Source organism: Micromonospora sp. LOL_015, from assembly GCF_048060275.1.
Classification (GTDB): Bacteria; Actinomycetota; Actinomycetes; order Mycobacteriales; family Micromonosporaceae; genus Micromonospora_E.
On the sequence record NZ_JBHMIO010000002.1, the window covers coordinates 1 to 16,683 of the forward strand.

Here is a 16,683-nt window from a genome sequence, read left to right on the forward strand (position 1 = left end):
GACGTCACGCCGCACCCCCTTCGATGAGTGTCGCTGTACTCATGCGACTTGCGTGTCGCACGACCTGGTTGATCCAGGAGGCTTATTCAGCAGGGCCCCGATAGCCCACAGTGGACCCCCCCGATAAACGAGACGGCCCGCCCTCCCATAGGATGGAGTTACCACACAACAACCAAAGAAAAGCGGACCGCCGAACATGTATCATACCACCGGCTTCACGACCGATCAGATCCGCGACCTCTGCGTGCTGGTCCGCGCCGAATGCCGGAACCTGGGCATGGAACCGTGGCCACCGATCCTCGGCCTCTACCGTGCCCTCGTGGTCACGTTGACCTACATGCGGCGCAACCGCGTCCAAGCGGAGATCGCCGAGGCGCACGGTGTCTCCCAGTCGACGATCTCACGGGCGGTCACCGGCATCACCCCGGTCCTCGACCGCGTGCTGGCGGGGTTCGCGCCGACCGCCGACGAGCTCGACCCGACCGTCCAGTACATCGTCGACGGCACTCTGTTCCCCTGCTGGTCATGGCGCACGGACCGCTGTCTGTACTCTGGCAAGCACAAGACCACGGGCATGAGCGTCCAGGTCGCCTGCACCCTCGACGGCGCGCTCGCCTGGGTCTCCGATCCTGTCACCGGCAACCACCACGACTCGTACGCGATCAACGACACCGGTGTTCTCGCCAGCCTGAACCCTGGAGACTGGATCGGCGACAAAGGATACGTCGGCAACGGCATGATCACTCCGTACAAGAAGCCCAAGGGCGGCGAGCTCACAGAGTGGCAGAAGGAATACAACAGGCAGGTCAACAAGATCCGCTGGGTCGTCGAACAGGTCATCGCGAACCTGAAGACCTGGAGAATCCTGCACACCGACTACCGCAGACCGCTCGCGACCTTCACAGAAACGATCTCCTGTGCCATCGGGCTGCATTTCTACAGGATCGCCTGTGAATAAACCTCTGGGCACTGGCCATCTTCTGCCTGGCCACTCTGGCTGCGGCCTTCGCACCGTCGTGGGAGTCCTTCTTCGTCGCCAGGCTGATCGCCGGCGTCGGCACCGGAGCCGAATCGGTGATCATTCCGGCCTTCCTATCTGAATTTATCCCCGGCCGGCTGCGCGGCCGATTCATCGGCGCACTGGCTGGCTTTTTCTCTTTCGGTTACGTCGCCGCCGCTATTCTGGCCCGATTTATCGTTCCGATGGGACCGGAAGGGTGGCGGGTGCTACATGTAGTCGCCGCAATACCCATCATTCTGCTGCTGTGGTGGCGCCGTTCGGTGCCGGAATCTCCTCGTTTCCTAATTGCAAAAGGCAAGATGGCCGAGGCTCGTGCCGTGGTCGAGGAAATTGAAAGGAAGGCGCGGTATCGCTCAGCCCCGCCGGCCGATCTGCTGTTGTCGGCCGAGCCCGTCGCCGCCGCCGACCAGCCGGCGAAAACTGTCTTGCCCCGTCCCGGTATCGCTGGGTTGTGGCAAGGCGGATTGGCCGGCCGGACCGCCGTCCTGTGGGTGCTCTGGATCGTAATCACCTTCTCCTTCTATGGCTTCTTCACGTTCATGCCGACCCTGCTCTACCAAGATGGTCTCACGATCACCAAGAGTTTCACATACTCGATTGCAATCTATATGGCACAGATTCCCGGATACTATTCGGCGGCACTTCTCACCGACCTCGTCGATCGGAAGTGGACGATTGCCGCCTACCTGGGTGGCGGCGCGGTGGCCGCTTACCTGCTCTCCGGGTCGGAGGCTTCCGCGCAGGTGATGATCTTCGGCGGGATGCTCTCGTTCTTTATGAACGGCGTATACGCGGCGATCTATGCGTACACGCCGGAGTTGTACCCGACGGCGATCCGAGCGCGAGGCATGGGCACCGCCTCGGCGATCGGCCGCCTCGGCGGAATCTCGGCGCCGATCCTGATCGGCACTACCTACCCGGTCCTCGGCTTCGACGGCGTCTTCCTGATCACCATGGGCGCGCTGGCCGCTGGCGTACTGGTCGTCCTGATCTTCGGGGCATCCACGCGAGGACGGGTGCTGGAGGACATCAGTGCCGACGGGCCGGTGGTCTCGCCGGCTTCGGGGGACACGACGCCGACGGGGGGCAACCTTCATGCCGGGACCAGGTGACGCAAGGACCTGGCTGCTACTCAACGCGACCGTACTGGACGCGGCGACAGGCAGGCTCACCCCTGACCGCCGCGTCCTGGTGCTAGACGGGACGATCGCCGAGATCGGTGGCGCGGACGTGGCCTACAGCGAGGCACCGGTCATCGACCTGCGCGGGGCAACCCTGCTACCGGGCCTCATCGACGGGCACGTGCACGTGACGGCGGCCAGGGCAGACCTCTCCGTCCTGCCGAACCTGTCCCCCTACTACGTGGGGGCGTACGCGGCCGAGGCGCTACGGCACATGCTGGCAAGAGGATTCACCACGGTGCGCGATTGCGGTGGGGCCGATTACGGCCTTGCCGAGGCCGTCGCGCAAGGGCTCATCGCCGGCCCTCGTCTGCTCTATGGCGGCAAGGCGCTGTCCCAGACCGGCGGTCACGGGGACGTACGGCGGCCGGGCCGGGATGTCGGATCCGTCGCCTATTGTTGCCCCGACTTCGGCCGCGTGTGTGATGGTGTCCCCGAGTGTCGACGCGCGGCCCGCGATGAAATCCGCAAGGGTGCCCACCATATCAAGATCATGCTCGGCGGCGGGGTGGTATCACCGACCGATCGGATCGACAGCACGCAGTTCGCCTTGGACGAGATCATCGCTATCGTCGAAGAAGCCCGAGCGGCGGGGCGATACGTCGCCGGGCACGCTTACACGCCTGAGGCGATCAATCGCGGCCTTCAAAGCGGTGTCCGCAGCATCGAACATGGTAATCTGCTCGATGCCAGCAGCATCGGGCTGTTCCGGGCCACCGGCGCGTTTCTGGTGCCCACGCTGATCACCTACGATGCGATCGCCCGGGAAGGGAGAGTCACCGGTATCCCCGAGCCGATTCACCGTAAGGTCTACGATGTGCTCGACTCGGGGCTACGAGCTTTGGAGACCGCTCACCGGGGCGGCGTTAACATCGTCTTCGGGACCGACCTGCTCGGCGAGATGCAGCGCCACCAACTCGACGAAATGCGTCTGCGAAATGAAGTGCTGAAGCCGTTGGACATCATCCGCTCGGCCACCTCGACTGCCGCGGCGATGCTCGGCGCGGAAGGCACGCTGGGAGTGGTCGCTCCGGGCGCCTTCGCCGACCTCATCGCGGTCGACGGCGATCCGTTGGAGGATCTCCGGCTGCTGACGGAACCGGACAGGCGCCGGCGGCTGCTTATGGCCGCGGGCCGGATAGTGACACCACCGTACCTATGATCGAGGGCTCTGATGCAATATAGTGGCATGATCGACTACTCCGACTTCACCAAGGTCGACCTGCGGGCCGGGCGGATCATCAAGGTCGAGGAGTTTCCTCGGGCCCGGACGCCCAGCTACAAAGTACTCGTCGACTTCGGACCAGAGATCGGCGAACGGTGGTCGAGCATGCAGGCCGCCCGCGAGTACCGGCCAGAGGACCTGCTGGACACCTTCGTTGTCGGGGTGGTCAACATGCCTGGGCGAAACATCGCGGGGTTCATGTCGCAGGTTCTGATCCTCGGTGTACCAGCGGCCGATGGTGGGCTGTCTCTCCTGCGTCCGGATCGTGGCGCGCAGTTGGGCGGTCGCGTGTATTGAGGCTGCGGGTCACCTGCCACGGTGGCACACGGCCGCCCAGATCGGTGCCGCGCGGAGCCTGTGGGCTCGCAAAGCCGGTTCGGCTACGCTGCCTGGGAATACTCGTTGATCAGCCCGCCGAGGATCGGCGCACCAGGATCTCCACATCCTTGGCCCTATCGTCACGGGCGAGCTGGGACAACATCCGCAGGACCTGGCGAAGCAGCAGGTACACCAACGACGCGCTCATAGCCGACGAGCATGACGGTTACACCCGGGCTCGAACTCGCACAGGGCCGCTCCTCAGACGGCCGAACCGAAAATTCGAGCCCCACAGCACAGGTCGTTGGTGCTCCTTGAGTGCTCGGATGCCAGCGACCCGATTTGACCGTGGATACAGGATTCCTGCCACCAGTGGCTGCCGATCAGGCGACTACCATGCGCGATGTCCCCGCTGACCTGCCGAAACGGCACCGCTCCGGCTGGATTGTCAGCGCGAAATCTGGACGAAAACACCTTTGCGTTCAGTGAAGCCAAGCCGCAACCGAAGCACTCCTCGGCAGCACCCCGCCACGAACACCCGACAGCCGCTGGTGCGTCCAAAGGATGCCCATCCGGCGGACGACCGCTGACGGGTGACAAGGCGTGCTGGTCACCGGTGACCAGCCAGCAGCCGCTGCCGCGGCCTGGTCGTCGAAAACGCTGGCCGACGTGATCCGTGACGGACAGATCGCCGCGAGCGTCCTCGCACGGGACTGTCAGAAGGCCCCGGCCTGGCTGCTGGCTCTGCGCCGGCCGGTCTGCTGCCTGTGGTTTTACCCGGTCGCGCCCGGAGCCGGCTCCGACGCGCGGAAGGTACGCCGGTAGGTCGACGGGGCGACCCCCGCCTCCGCCGCCAGGTGTCGACGCAGCGAGGTCGCGGTGGCGAAGCCAACCTCGTGGGCGACTCGATCCACCAACAGATCGCTGGACTCCAGCAGGTGCCGCGCCCGCCGCAGCCGCTGCTGGGTCAGCCAGCGACCAGGACTCATGCCGGTCTCTTCTTGAAAGCGCCGGGCGAAGGTACGGGTGCTCATCGCCGCGTGGGCGGCCAGTTCGTCCAGCGACAGCGGCGATTCGAGGCGCTGCAGCGCCCAGTCACGTGTCGGCCCGGTGCCGGTCGCACTCGCCGGCGGCACGGGCTGTTCGATGTACTGCGCCTGCCCACCGTCCCGGTACGGCGGCATGACGCACTGACGGGCAACCTGGTTGGCCACCTCGCTGCCGTGGTCCTGGCGCACCAGGTGCAGGCAGACGTCGACCCCGCTCGCTGCCCCGGCCGAGGTGAGCACGTCACCGTGGTCGACGAACAGTACGCCGGCATCGAGCTCGACCTGCGGGAACAGCTCCTGAAAGTAGTCGGCCAGCGCCCAGTGGGTGGTGGCCCGCCGCCCGTCCAGCAGACCAGCCGCGGCCAGCAGGAAGGCCCCGGTGCAGATGGACACCAGACGGGTGCCGGGGCGCACGCGGGACAGGGCTGCGACGGCCAACGGGTCCGGGGCGGCGGCCGAGGCCGGGTAGATCGCGTACGGGGGGATGACGAGGGTGTCCGCCTCGGGCAGTACCTCGGGACCGTGTCCGGGGGTGACGGTCAGGTCCGCGTCGGTACGTACGGGCTGTCCGTCCACGCTCGCGGACAACACCTCATAGCGGCCACCGGCCGATCCCAGGATTCGGTGCGGGATGCCGAGTTCAAAGGGGTAGACGCCGTCGAGGACGAGGACGACGACCTTGTGGGCGTCCGGCTGCGGGCGGCGCATCCGGCGGTCGAGCTCGGTCGCGCGGTCGGCGAGGTCACGGGCCCGGGACGGCGCGGCGCGGGGGAGCCGAGTGCTGCTGGCGCAGGAAACGCGGCGGACGGCAGAGTCGGTGGTCATGGCAGGAACATATCGGAAGGCGACCTTCTTGCCATCGTCGCAGGTCCGGCGTCCGGCCAGGATGAGGACATGACTTCGACGGACACAGCTGAACACCCCGGCTCCACGGGTACCCCGGTGATGCTCGCCCTGCACCAGACCGCCCTTGGTGGCCCTGAGGTCCTGCGGCTGACCGAGCTTGCGCGGCCCGCGCCCGGCCCGGGAGAGATCCTTGTCGCTGTGCACGCGGCCGGACTCAACCCCACGGACTTCAAACACCGTGCTCACCACGTTTTCCTGCCGCCACCGCCGATGACCCTGGGGTGGGACGTCTCCGGCACTGTGGTGGAGACAGGCGTCGGCGTCACCCTGTTCCGGCCCGGTGACAAGGTGTTCGGCATGCTGCCTTACCCCTACGGCGCCGGTTCCCACGCGGAGTACGTGACCGGTCCCACCCGCGCCTTCGCGGCCAAGCCCGCCGGGATCGATCATGTCCAGGCGGCCGCTCTGCCGCTGGCCGCGCTCACCGCCTGGCAGGCTCTCGTCGACACTGCGGCCCTGCGGGCCGGGCAACGGGTGCTGATCCACGCCGCAGCCGGCGGTGTCGGTCATCTCGCGGTGCAGATCGCCAAGGAGTGCGGCGCGCATGTCACCGGGACCGCGAGTGCCGCCAAACATGGCTTCCTGCGCGAGATCGGCGTGGATGCCTGCATCGACTACGCCACCGAGGACTTCACCGACATCGAACAGCGGTACGACGTGGTTCTCGACGCCCTAGGCGGGGAAACCGCGACCCGTTCGGTGGGAGTGCTCCGTCCCGGCGGGATCCTGGTGTCCCTGGTGCCGGGTGCTGAAGATACCCAGGCCGCGGCAGAGAAGGCGCAGGTCCGCGCCGTCATCCTGCTCGTTGAGCACGACCAGGCCGGGATCCGCGCTGTCGCCCGACTCGCTGACCGAGGAAAACTCCGCGCGCACGTCTCCGGCACCTTCCCCCTCGCCGAAGGCGCCCGGGCTCACGCCCTGGGAGAGACCGGACACACCACGGGCAAACTGGTCATCACCGTACGCTGACCCAGCTGGCTCGGCCGTCGCCCCGATCCGCGTCACAGTCAATCAGGCGAACCCCGGACCCAAGGCCCGTGTCGACCATACGCACACAGTGCCGCGCGCGCTCAGCGCCGGCAACGGGAGGAACGCGATGGTCGATGTGCAGCCGGACCTGACCGAGGATCATTGGATCGCGACGATGCCGGCCGCTGGCGCGGAGCCCTTGCGAAGGCGGCCCTCTGGCGCATCACCCTGGGCCTGCGGAACGGGCGAAGCCGGTGGTGAAGCGGACCTACCGCTGAAGCGCATCCGTTTCGGTGCCCGCCGGCTGCTCGGGCTGCGCCTGGCGGTGGCGCTTGAGGATCATGTCCCGCACGGTACGGCGTAGGTCCGGCGGGATCAGCCAGATCTGGGTGAACGTGAGGTAGTCCAACGTACCCGGCTGCCCATGCCGGCGCGCCTCACGCAGCAGTGTCGCGAAGACCTTGCCACTGCGGGTCGGTGCCGCCATCGAGCTGATCACGCTCATTGTGAGCGCGGCGTACGCGCGGGGCGTCATCAGCGGACGGCTGCGCCGCAGCCAGTCGAACTGTGCCTGCCACGGCGAGTCCAGGCTGATTCGTGGCCGGTTCTCATCCTGATGCCAGATGACCAGCGGCTCGTCGGCGAAGGTGAGCGCCACGTCGTCGTGGCTCAGCGCGCGCAGCGACCAGTCGAGCTCCTGCATCCGGGGCACCGTCGGATCGAACGGCACCCGGCGGAACAGCTCGGTCGGGGCCATGATCGTCGACGTCTGGATGAAGCCGTCGCCGTGGAACAGTCCGCGCCGGACGGTGAAGTACTCGCTCGGCGGCTCACCCGGATCCGGTAGCCGCCGGGGGATCACGAACTCGGCCCGTGGGGTCCGGTTGACCAGCCGGCTGGCGACGATCGGCAGCGGCGCGCACGCCACGCGGGCCACGTCGAGCTGGGCGGCAAGCTTGTGCGGCAGCCATTCGTCGTCGTCGTCGAGCAGCGCCACCCAGGGCGCGCGGGCCTGCCGTACCCCGGCGTTGCGGGCCGCCGGCGCGCCGCCGCTGGCCGGCAGCTCGACCACCCGCAGCCGGGCGTCGGCGACCGCGTCGAGCGCGGACCGGGTCGCCGCGTCGGGCCCGTCAACCACGACGATCACCTCGATCTCCTCGACGCTCTGCGCCAAGGCGCTGCGAGCGGCGCGGGTCACGAGGTCCGGGCGGTTGCGGGTCGGGATGACCACACTGACGGCTGGGGTATCGGACATCACGCCTGACGATGGCGACCGTGAGCGACCGTTGGGTGAAATCTGGGTAGTCATCATCCGTACGGGTCGGGAACACCCTCGGCGATCGGACGACGCACCGGCGCCGACCCGGCATCCGGCCCCGGCGCCTGGCTTGTCGAGGCCCGAGGAGTGGACCGGATCGGCACCGCACCCTGGCTAGACTCCGGCCGCAGCCTGTGGAGGGAGCGGTGTGACCAAGGTTCTGTTCATCGCGGCGTGGGGACGCAGCGGCACCACCATCTTGGACAACATTCTCAACTCGTACGAGTCGGTCTTCACCGTCGGTGAGCTCACCTACCTCTGGCTACGCGGGCTGCAGCAGCGCCGGCCGTGCGGCTGCGGCGTCCCGGTCCCCGAATGCCCGCTCTGGCAGGAGATCCTCCGCGCCGCGTACGGGAACGACCCGCCGTCGGCCGCCGAGGTGTACGCGCTGCAGCGGCGCGCGCTGCGGGTCCGCCACACGCCCGCCCTCCTGCGCGCCCGGCCCGGCCCCGACGTCGAGCGCTACCGACGGCTGATGGCCTCGCTCTACCGTGCCGTCGCGGACGTCACCGGGGCCACGTTGATCATCGACTCGTCCAAGTCGCCCGCCGACGCCGCGATGCTGTCGGGTGTCGCCGGCGTGCAGCCGTACCTGCTGCACGTGGTGCGCGACCCGCGAGCGGTGGCGTACTCCTGGTCCCGGACGACCTCCCACCACGATGCCTCGACCCCCGGCCTGACCCACCACCACAGCCCGGCCGAAAGCAGCCGGCTGTGGCTCGGCTGGAACCTGCTGATCGAGCGGACCGCCCGCGCCTTTCCCGGCCGGCACCGACGGTTGCGGTACGAGGACTTCATGATCGAGCCCCGGGGCACCGTCAAAGGTCTGCTCCGCTTCGTCGGCCTGCCGGAGGAGGTCGTCTCGCCGCCGGCCGGCGGGCCGTTCGTCGACCGACGTACCGTGCGACTGCGGCCCAACCACACGGTCTCCGGCAACCCGAGCCGGTTCCGCGCCGGCGAGGTGTCGCTGAAACTGGACGATCGCTGGATCGACCAGCAGGCCCGGGGCCAACGGCTGATCTCGACCACGGTGTCGATGCCGTTGCTGCCCCGCTACCGCTACCCGCTGTGGCCGGCTCTGCGCCGCACCACCGACCCGGCCCACTGAGCCCGTACCCGCCGGCCCGCCATCCAGGCGACCACCACCGTCGCCTTGGCCAGCGACCGTACGCCGGCCACCTCGACCGTGGTCGGCACCAGCGCGGCGGATGCCCGGCGACGCCGGGACGGCCGGGGCATGCCGTTCGCCAGGTCGGCCAACTCGAACCCGGTGAGGTCCACGACGCCGACCTCCTCGGCAGGCACGTCGCGGTGCCCGTACACCGAGGTCACCGCGTCGAACAGCGGCTCGTCGGCGGAGCGCACCCAGCGCGCCCGGCTGAGCGCCGCAGTCCGCCACAGCCGTACGCCGGCCTCCCGCGCCGGGTCCGCTCCGGGCTCGCCGACGTCAACCCGGACCACACCGGCCTGGTGGCGGTCGGCGACGTCGATCAGGCGTCGCAGGGCGTCCGGTGCCAGACCGTACGCGGCCGGCAGGTCCAGCAGGTACGGCGCGGGAAAGACGCTGCCGGGCCGCTCGGTGGCCAGCCGGACGCGTGGTTCACCCCGGTAGGTCGCGGCGATCAGTCGCAGGTCGCGCAGCGGGTCGGTGAGCACCCGTACCCGCGCGTCGTCGAGCTGATCCCATGGGCCGACCAGAGTGACCCGGATGTCGTGTTCGCTGCCGCGCAGCACCGAGTCGACGGCCGCCCGTACCCGTTCCAGCGGCTGGTCACCGACTGCCGTGACCACCTCGACGAGCGGGACCGACCAGGATGTCCCGCCCACCTTGCGCCAGCTGCGTGGGTACGGGATCCGGTCGGCGAAGAACGGGCGGTTCCAGCGGGCGATCTCTCTGCGGGCGCGCATCACGTGGGTGCGCCCCAGGTGCCAGCTCCGCGCGGCCGGCTCCGGCACGAACACGGCACCCGCCTGGGCGAGCCGGTAGCCGAACTCGGTGTCCTCGCCCAGCCGCAGCTGCGCGTCGAACCCGCCGGCCCGCTGGTACAGGTCGCGGCGTAGCGCGGCGGTCGCGCCGACGTGGATCTTGAACGCGTGATGGTCGGCGATGCGCAGCTGGTCGGTCTGGTTGACGTACCGCTCGACGTAGCTGTGCGGCTCACCGGGGTTGCCACCGAACAGGTCCGCTGCCGCGCCGCGAGCCAGCGTCCGCGCGACCGTCTCCGCCGACGGCCACCGCCCGTCGCCGTCCGGGTCGACGAAGCGCTTGTAGCCGAGGGTGACCGCGTACGGCAGCACATGCTGCCAGCGGACCTGGGCCGCCACATGCTCGGGAAAGGCGATCATGTCGGCGTCCAGCCAGTGCAGGATCTCGCCGGTGCTGTGCGCGACGCCGCAGCGCAGGGCGGCGGCCCGCCCCCAACCGGCCTCGCCGCCGGCACCGACCCGGACGATCTTCGTCCGGGTCGGCCGGAACTCGGGCAGGGTCAACGGCGGGTCCGAGCCGTCGTCGGCCACGACGACCTCGAGCAGGTCTGCCGGGTACGTCTGCCGGCTCAACGACGCCAGGGTCAGATCCAGCGTGGGTTGGCAGTTGAAGGCCGGGATGACGACGCTCACCGTCATCGTGGGCCGCCAGCTGTCCAGATCGGGTACGGCCACCGACGACCAGTCGTTGCGGACGACTCGTGGGACGACGCCCGCCGGCTGCCGGACTGCCCCGGATCCGTCGAGCGTCCCGGACCCGTCCGTTGTGGTTGATCCGTCTGCCTGCGCCACGGGCAGAAGTTAGCAGGGGAAGGTGACCACCGGACGACACGCACCGCACGTACGGCCGGCGGGGTGTCGCGCCGGCTTCAGCTGAACTGCGTACGCGGCCGTTGCTGGGCGACGCCGTCGACGTACAGGTCGACCTTTTCGCTGTAGAAGCAGGCCAGACCGGCGATCTTCTGGCTCTCCGGCAACGGCGCGCGGTAGATCCAGACCAGGTCGTCGTACGTCCGCTCGCCGAGCCGCACCGACCAGTACTCGGCGGTCCCTTTGTACGGGCAGTGGGTGCGGGTCTGCGACGGCACCAGAAGGTCCCGCCGCAGGTCGGTCAGGGGCAGGTAGTAGCGCGGCGGCAGCCCGGTCTCGAACAGGATCCGGGAGGAGCCGGAGTCGGCCAGCGTCACCCCGTCCAGCTCCACCCGCACCCGCCGGCTGCTGGCCAGAATGTCGACCCGGGTGTACGGGTCACGCGGGTGCGTGTAGACCGGCTCGTCCTCCTCCAACCACTCGTCCATCGCCGCCCAGTCCAGGCGTACCGCGTCGCGTAGCTGCGGCAACGGTGAGTCGGGGTAGCGGCGGGCGGCTCCGGCGGCGGTCCGGCCGTCCCCGGTGACGACGTCGAGGATCTCGGCGGTGCCACGGCTCGGCGACCGATCGGTGGCACCGGTCGCGACGAGTGTCGCGCGGACGTCCGCCGCCGGCAGGTAGTAGGTCGGGTAGTAGGGCTTCTCCCAGACCAGTAGCGGGGCGGTCGTGTCGGCCACCACCTCGCCGTGCAGGTACACCCGGACCCGTTTCTGGCCCGGTTCCACCCGGACCGTGCCACGCCGGCCCGGGGCCGGGCCGGCGTGGCACGTCTCACTGCCGGTGTCGGGTCCGCTCACCCCGGAATCATCCATACCACCGGCAACGATCATCGAGGGCTGGATGTTTCCCGCCGGCCGGCTTCGATGTCAACCGCACCGACGGGTTTCACCTCGCGGTACCGTCGGCGACGTGACCGGATTCGCGGCGGTGGTGCTGGCCGGTGGCGCGGCCCGACGGATGGGCAGCGTCGACAAACCGGACGTACCGGTGGGTGGGGTAGCCATGCGGGACCGGGTGCTGGCCGCCGTCGCGGGCGCCGACCCGCGCGTCGTCGTCGGCCCGCTGGCCGACCCGCCGCCGGGTGTCCTGGCGGTACGCGAGGAGCCGCCCGGGGCCGGTCCGGTCGCCGCCACGGCCGCCGGCCTCGCCGCACTCGCCGAGGCCGCCGGCCGCACCGGTCCCGCCGCGTTCGCGGAGCCGGCCGGCCTGGTCGCGCTGCTCGCCGGCGACCTGCCGCTGCTCACCGCCGATGCGGTGGACCTGCTGACGCGGACCGTACGGGCGGGTGGTGTCGACGGGGCGCTCTACGTCGACGCCACCGGCCGGCGGCAACTGCTCTGCGGTGTGTGGCGTACCGAGCGGCTGCGTGCGGCGGTTGACCGGCTCGCCGCGCAGCGCGGCGACGGCCTTGTCGGGGCGTCGATGCGGGCGCTGTTCGGCGGCCTTTCCGTCGCCGAGGTGACCTGGTCCGGCACCGGCGCGGCACCGTGGTTCGATTGCGACACCGACCAGGATGTCCGGCAGGCACGGGAGTGGGTGCGATGAGCGACACGATGACGAGCTGGGTGGCGTCAGCCGCCGCCGAACTCGGGCTCGACCCCGGCGAGGTGCCGGTGCCGGTGGTGCTGGACCTGGCCCGCGACGTGGCGCACAACGTGCTGCGCCCGGGTGCGCCGGTCACCGCGTACCTGTTGGGGTTGGCCGTCGGCCGTGGCGTTGACCCGGTCGAGGCCGGTGCCCGGCTGGCCGCCCTGGCTCGTGCCTACGGTGCCGGCGAGGTCAGGCCGGCTCCAGGCGGATGACGATCTGCTTGGACGTCGGGGTGTTCGACCCTGCGGCGGTGGAATCCAGCGGCACCAGCACGTTCGCCTCCGGGAAGTACGCGGCCGCGCAGCCGCGCGCCGTCGGGTAACTCACCACCCGGAAGGCGCTGGCCCGGCGCTCGACCTGATCCGACCACTCCGACACCAGGTCGACCTGGTCGCCGTCGGTGAAGCCGAGTGCGGTCAGGTCGTCCGGGTGGACGAAGACCACCCGGCGCCCGCCCCGGATGCCGCGGTAGCGGTCGTCGAGCCCGTAGATCGTGGTGTTGTACTGGTCGTGGCTGCGCATGGTCTGCAGCAGCAGCCGGCCCGGCGGCACCTCGATCACGGTCAGCGGGCTGACCGTGAACGCGGCCTTGCCGGACGCGGTGGCGAAGGTCCGCCGGTCCCGGGGCGGGTGCGGCAGCACGAATCCGTCCGGCTCGGCGACCCGGCGTTCGAAGTCGGCGAAGCCCGGCACCGTCTCGGCGATGGTCGCCCGGATCGTCCGGTAGTCGGCCTGGTACGCCTCCCACGGCACCGGCGAGTCGGGCAGCGTGGCGCGGGCCAGCCGGGCGACGATCGCCACCTCGGAGAGCAGTTGGTCGGAGGCGGGGGCGAGCCGGCCCCGGGAGGCGTGCACCGCCGACATCGAGTCCTCGACGGTGACGAACTGGTCGCCGCCGGCCTGCCGGTCCCGTTCGGTGCGGCCCAGGCAGGGCAGGATCAGCGAGGTCGCGCCGGGCACCGTGTGCGAGCGGTTCAGTTTGGTCGACACGTGCACGGTCAACGCGCACGACGCCAGGGCGGCGACCGTCACGTCGGTGTCCGGGCTGGCAGCGGCGAAGTTGCCGCCGAGGGCCATGAAGACGCCTACCTCGCCGTCGCGCATCGCCCGGATCGCGCCGACCGTGTCCAGCCCGGTCGCGGTCGGCATCGGTACGCCGAGTCGCCGGCCGAGCGCCGGCAGCCAGGCCGGCGGCTCGTGCCAGATGCCCATGGTGCGGTCACCCTGCACGTTGGAGTGCCCGCGCACCGGGCAGAGACCGGCCCCGGGCTTGCCGATCATGCCGCGCAGCAGTTGCACGTTGACGATCTCGCGGATCGCGTCGACGGAGTCCTGCCGCTGGGTCAGCCCCATCGCCCAGCAGACGATGGTCGCGTCGGAGGCGGCGAACAGCTTCGCCACCTCGACGATCTGTGCCTTGTACAGCCCGGTGGCGGCGGTCACCGCCGACCAGTCGAGCCCGGCGCGGGCGGCGCGGTACTCGGCGTACCCGCTGGTGTGGCTGTCGACGAAGTCGGTGTCGACGGCGTCGGCTTCGACCAGCAGCGCGCCGATCGCCTGGAACAGCGCCAGATCGCCGCCGATGCGGATCTGCAGGAAGTGGTCGGCCAGCGGGGTGCCGGCCCCGATCAGACCGCCGGGGCGCTGCGGGTTGCGGAACCGCATCAGCCCGGCTTCAGGCAGTGGGTTGACGGCGACGATGGTGGCGCCGTCCCGTTTGGCCCGCTCCAGCGCGGACAGCATCCGGGGGTGGTTGGTGCCCGGGTTCTGCCCGACGACGACGATCAGTTTCGCCCGGTGCAGGTCGGCCAGGGTCACCGAGCCCTTGCCGATGCCGATGGTGCTGAGTAGCGCCACCCCGGACGACTCGTGGCACATGTTGGAGCAGTCCGGCAGGTTGTTGGTGCCCAGCGACCGGGCGAACAGTTGGTAGAGGAAGGCGGCCTCGTTTGAGGTGCGGCCGGAGGTGTAGAACGCGGCTTGGTCCGGCGAGTCGAGGCCCCGCAGTTCGTCGCCGATCAGCCGGAACGCGTCGTCCCAGCCGATCGGGGTGTAGTGGTCGGCGCCGGGTCGGCGGATCACCGGGTGGGTGAGCCGGCCCTGCTGGCCGAGCCAGTGGTCGGATCGGGTGGCCAGCTCGCTGATCGGGTGCTCGGCGAAGAACTCCGGGGTGACCCGGCGCAGGGTCGCCTCCTCGGCGACCGCCTTGGCACCGTTTTCGCAGAACTCGGCGTGCGCGCGGCGCTGCGCGGCCGGCTCCGGCCAGGCGCAGCCGGGGCAGTCGAAGCCGCCGGGCTGGTTGACCCGCGCCAGGGTGAGCGCGGTACGGCGTACGCCCATCTGAGCGACGCCGACGCGCAGCGCGTGGGTGACGCCCGGCAGTCCGGCCGCGCTGGTCGCCGGCTGGTCGACCCGCAGGTCGCGGTCGCCGGCGTCGTCTCGGGGGGGCGGAACGGGCCATGCTGCCACCCTCTCACGTGCTGCGATCCGCCGGCTACGTCCAAAAGGCGCAGGCCAACGGCGGTACGGCGAACTGCGATCGGCCAGTGCCGGTTATCCGACGGCAACCGGGGCTAGCCGGTGTGGTGGCTCGTCTGGGTAGGGTGTGCGCACAACGGGACTGAGTTGATCATCGTGGGGGAGCAGGTGCCGGCATCAGGGGATCAGGCGTCCGGGAGTCAGCCGGCGGCGCACGAGCCGCTCCTGCTCGACGAGCCGAGCACGGCCGACCTGCGGGAGAAGGTGACCCAGGCGTGGCGGGACTTCGCCGCCGCGCTGGCCGCCATGCTGCCGACGCTGCCGGCCGGCGCACAGGTGGAGCTCACGCTCGATCCGACAGCGTCCGGCACCGGCGACGCGATCTACTCGGTGGATGTCTCGATCGGCCTGCAGGACCGGTTGACCGCGTCGGCGGTGAGCAACGCCACACTGCCGCCGGACTACCGGATGGACCGGGACGCCGTCGCCGAACTGGTCGCGCTCGGCTGGTCGCCGCCCGGAGTGGTGCCGGGTTGCGGTGACAACTTCGGGCTGGCCACGACGACCAAGGACGTCGCTCGGCTGGCCTCCGTGATCACCCATACGCTGCGCCAGGTCTACGGGGCCCCGCATCCGGCCTTCGTCGTCTACTCGGTGGGCGACGACAGCGACTCGCCGATCGAGGTCGAGCCGCTCGGCACCGCCCGACCGGCGGCGTCCCTCGACGACCATCTCGGGCTGCCGACCGGCGACCCGGTGCCGGGGGACGGTGACGACGGTCCGGGTGACGCGCTGCCGCTCGACGAGCGGGTTCGTACGGTGGTCGCGACGATGATGCGCAGCACCCCGGAGCATCTGCATGTGGACGCTGACGGCGACATCGGGATCCGGGCCGGCTCGGCGATGGTCTTCGTCCGGATCCGGGACAATCCGCCGCTGGTGGACGTCTTCTCGCCGATCCTGACCGAGGTGGAGCCGACCGAGCAGTTGTACGTGAAGCTGTCCGAGTTGACCAACCGGATGCCGATCGGGCGGCTGTACTGCACCAACGACACGGTGTGGGCGTCCGTACCGGTGTTCGGCCGCAACTTCCAGCCCACCCATCTGATGCTCGCGGTGCAGGTGATGACCGGTCTCGCCGACGAGTTGGACGACCGGTTGCATGGCGAGTTCGGTGGCAAGCGGTTCTTTGGCGACGGGGACAAGCCGTCCCGGGGCGACACCGGGGACCACCGCACCGGCATGTACCTCTGAACCGGTCAGGCACTTGCCGGTCAGGCCAGCGGGTCGGGCACGGCGACCGGCGGCGGTGCGTCGACCAGCCGGGAGAGCACGATCATGCTCTTCGTGGCGGTGACGAACGACTCGGCCCGCAGCCGTTCGAGGGCCTGTTCCAGATGCGCGATGTCGGCTGCCCGCAGGTGCACCAGGGCGTCTGCCTCACCACTTACCGTGTACGCCCCGACCACCTCCGGGTGCTGGCGGGTGGCCGCCGCGATCTGGGCCGGTGTGGTCCGCCCGGTGCAGAACAGTTCGATGAACGCCTCGGTGGTCCAGCCGACGGCGGACGGGTCGACGACGGCGGTGAAGCCGCGAATCACCCCGGCCGCCCGCAGCCGGTCGACCCGGCGTTTGACCGCCGGGGCGGACAACGACACCCGGGCGCCGATGTCCGCGTAGGACGAACGGGCGTTGGCCACCAGCGACGCAATGATTCGCTGGTCCACGGCGTCGATCTGCAACGTTTAGTCCTTCAGGCGCAACGATCAAGA

At 69.8% G+C, this 16,683-nt stretch carries 15 protein-coding genes; 9 read left to right on the forward strand and 6 right to left on the reverse strand.

What is annotated here, in order from left to right:
• Positions 1 to 196: 196 nt before the first annotated feature.
• The 4 genes from ACFHWU_RS02395 to ACFHWU_RS02410 all read left to right on the forward strand — a co-directional run bounded on the left by ACFHWU_RS02395 (position 197) and on the right by ACFHWU_RS02410 (position 3,724).
• Complete coding sequence (locus tag ACFHWU_RS02395) at positions 197 to 958, forward strand: transposase family protein (RefSeq protein ID WP_416589710.1); 762 nt, start codon at positions 197 to 199, stop codon at positions 956 to 958.
• Positions 959 to 969: 11 nt separating this feature from the next.
• Entirely contained in the window at positions 970 to 2,133 is a 1,164-nt protein-coding gene (locus tag ACFHWU_RS02400; protein WP_416589835.1) for an MFS transporter, read from the forward strand.
• 118 nt (positions 2,134 to 2,251) lie between these two features.
• Entirely contained in the window at positions 2,252 to 3,364 is a 1,113-nt protein-coding gene (locus tag ACFHWU_RS02405; RefSeq protein WP_416589711.1) for a metal-dependent hydrolase family protein, read from the forward strand.
• Positions 3,365 to 3,391: 27 nt separating this feature from the next.
• Entirely contained in the window at positions 3,392 to 3,724 is a 333-nt protein-coding gene (locus ACFHWU_RS02410) for a tRNA-binding protein (RefSeq protein ID WP_416589712.1), read from the forward strand.
• Between the two features lie 794 nt (positions 3,725 to 4,518).
• Here ACFHWU_RS02410 and ACFHWU_RS02415 read toward each other — a convergent pair.
• Positions 4,519 to 5,619: a GlxA family transcriptional regulator gene (locus ACFHWU_RS02415; RefSeq protein ID WP_416589713.1), complete on the reverse strand. Its 1,101-nt coding sequence runs from the start codon at positions 5,617 to 5,619 to the stop codon at positions 4,519 to 4,521.
• 69 nt (positions 5,620 to 5,688) lie between these two features.
• Between ACFHWU_RS02415 and ACFHWU_RS02420 the strand changes: the two genes are divergently transcribed.
• Entirely contained in the window at positions 5,689 to 6,669 is a 981-nt protein-coding gene (locus ACFHWU_RS02420; RefSeq protein WP_416589714.1) for an NADP-dependent oxidoreductase, read from the forward strand.
• Positions 6,670 to 6,937: 268 nt separating this feature from the next.
• Here ACFHWU_RS02420 and ACFHWU_RS02425 read toward each other — a convergent pair whose 3' ends face one another.
• Entirely contained in the window at positions 6,938 to 7,924 is a 987-nt protein-coding gene (locus ACFHWU_RS02425) for a glycosyltransferase family 2 protein (protein ID WP_416589715.1), read from the reverse strand.
• Positions 7,925 to 8,135: 211 nt separating this feature from the next.
• Here ACFHWU_RS02425 and ACFHWU_RS02430 point away from each other — a divergent pair, with 211 nt between their 5' ends.
• Entirely contained in the window at positions 8,136 to 9,095 is a 960-nt protein-coding gene (locus ACFHWU_RS02430; protein WP_416589716.1) for a sulfotransferase family protein, read from the forward strand.
• Here ACFHWU_RS02430 and ACFHWU_RS02435 read toward each other — a convergent pair.
• Both ACFHWU_RS02435 and ACFHWU_RS02440 read right to left on the reverse strand, forming a co-directional pair.
• Positions 9,047 to 10,765, reverse strand: a complete 1,719-nt coding sequence (locus ACFHWU_RS02435) for a glycosyltransferase (RefSeq protein WP_416589717.1) — start codon at positions 10,763 to 10,765, stop codon at positions 9,047 to 9,049. The genes ACFHWU_RS02430 and ACFHWU_RS02435 overlap by 49 nt on opposite strands.
• A gap of 77 nt (positions 10,766 to 10,842) precedes the next feature.
• Positions 10,843 to 11,640: a DUF427 domain-containing protein gene (locus tag ACFHWU_RS02440; protein ID WP_416589718.1), complete on the reverse strand. Its 798-nt coding sequence runs from the start codon at positions 11,638 to 11,640 to the stop codon at positions 10,843 to 10,845.
• A gap of 112 nt (positions 11,641 to 11,752) precedes the next feature.
• On the opposite strand from ACFHWU_RS02440, the gene mobA reads away from it, so the two are divergent.
• Together mobA and ACFHWU_RS02450 are read left to right on the forward strand one after the other, a co-directional pair.
• Complete coding sequence (gene mobA, locus ACFHWU_RS02445; protein WP_416589719.1) at positions 11,753 to 12,388, forward strand: molybdenum cofactor guanylyltransferase; 636 nt, start codon at positions 11,753 to 11,755, stop codon at positions 12,386 to 12,388.
• On the forward strand, positions 12,385 to 12,645 hold the full coding sequence (locus tag ACFHWU_RS02450) for a DUF6457 domain-containing protein (protein WP_416589720.1): 261 nt from the start codon (positions 12,385 to 12,387) through the stop codon (positions 12,643 to 12,645). The genes mobA and ACFHWU_RS02450 overlap by 4 nt, the downstream gene beginning before the upstream one ends.
• Here ACFHWU_RS02450 and ACFHWU_RS02455 read toward each other — a convergent pair.
• Positions 12,623 to 14,902, reverse strand: coding sequence for an FdhF/YdeP family oxidoreductase (locus tag ACFHWU_RS02455; RefSeq protein ID WP_416589721.1), 2,280 nt, complete (start codon positions 14,900 to 14,902; stop codon positions 12,623 to 12,625). The two genes, ACFHWU_RS02450 and ACFHWU_RS02455, sit on opposite strands and share 23 nt — an antisense overlap.
• 177 nt (positions 14,903 to 15,079) lie before the next feature.
• Between ACFHWU_RS02455 and ACFHWU_RS02460 the strand changes: the two genes are divergently transcribed.
• Positions 15,080 to 16,165 (forward strand): T3SS (YopN, CesT) and YbjN peptide-binding chaperone 1, encoded by a 1,086-nt coding sequence (locus tag ACFHWU_RS02460; protein ID WP_416550761.1) that lies wholly within the window; start codon positions 15,080 to 15,082, stop codon positions 16,163 to 16,165.
• A 20-nt stretch (positions 16,166 to 16,185) separates the two neighbouring features.
• On the opposite strand, the gene ACFHWU_RS02465 is transcribed toward ACFHWU_RS02460, so the two are convergent.
• Positions 16,186 to 16,653 (reverse strand): Lrp/AsnC family transcriptional regulator, encoded by a 468-nt coding sequence (locus ACFHWU_RS02465; RefSeq protein WP_416550763.1) that lies wholly within the window; start codon positions 16,651 to 16,653, stop codon positions 16,186 to 16,188.
• Between the last annotated feature and the right edge of the window lie 30 nt (positions 16,654 to 16,683).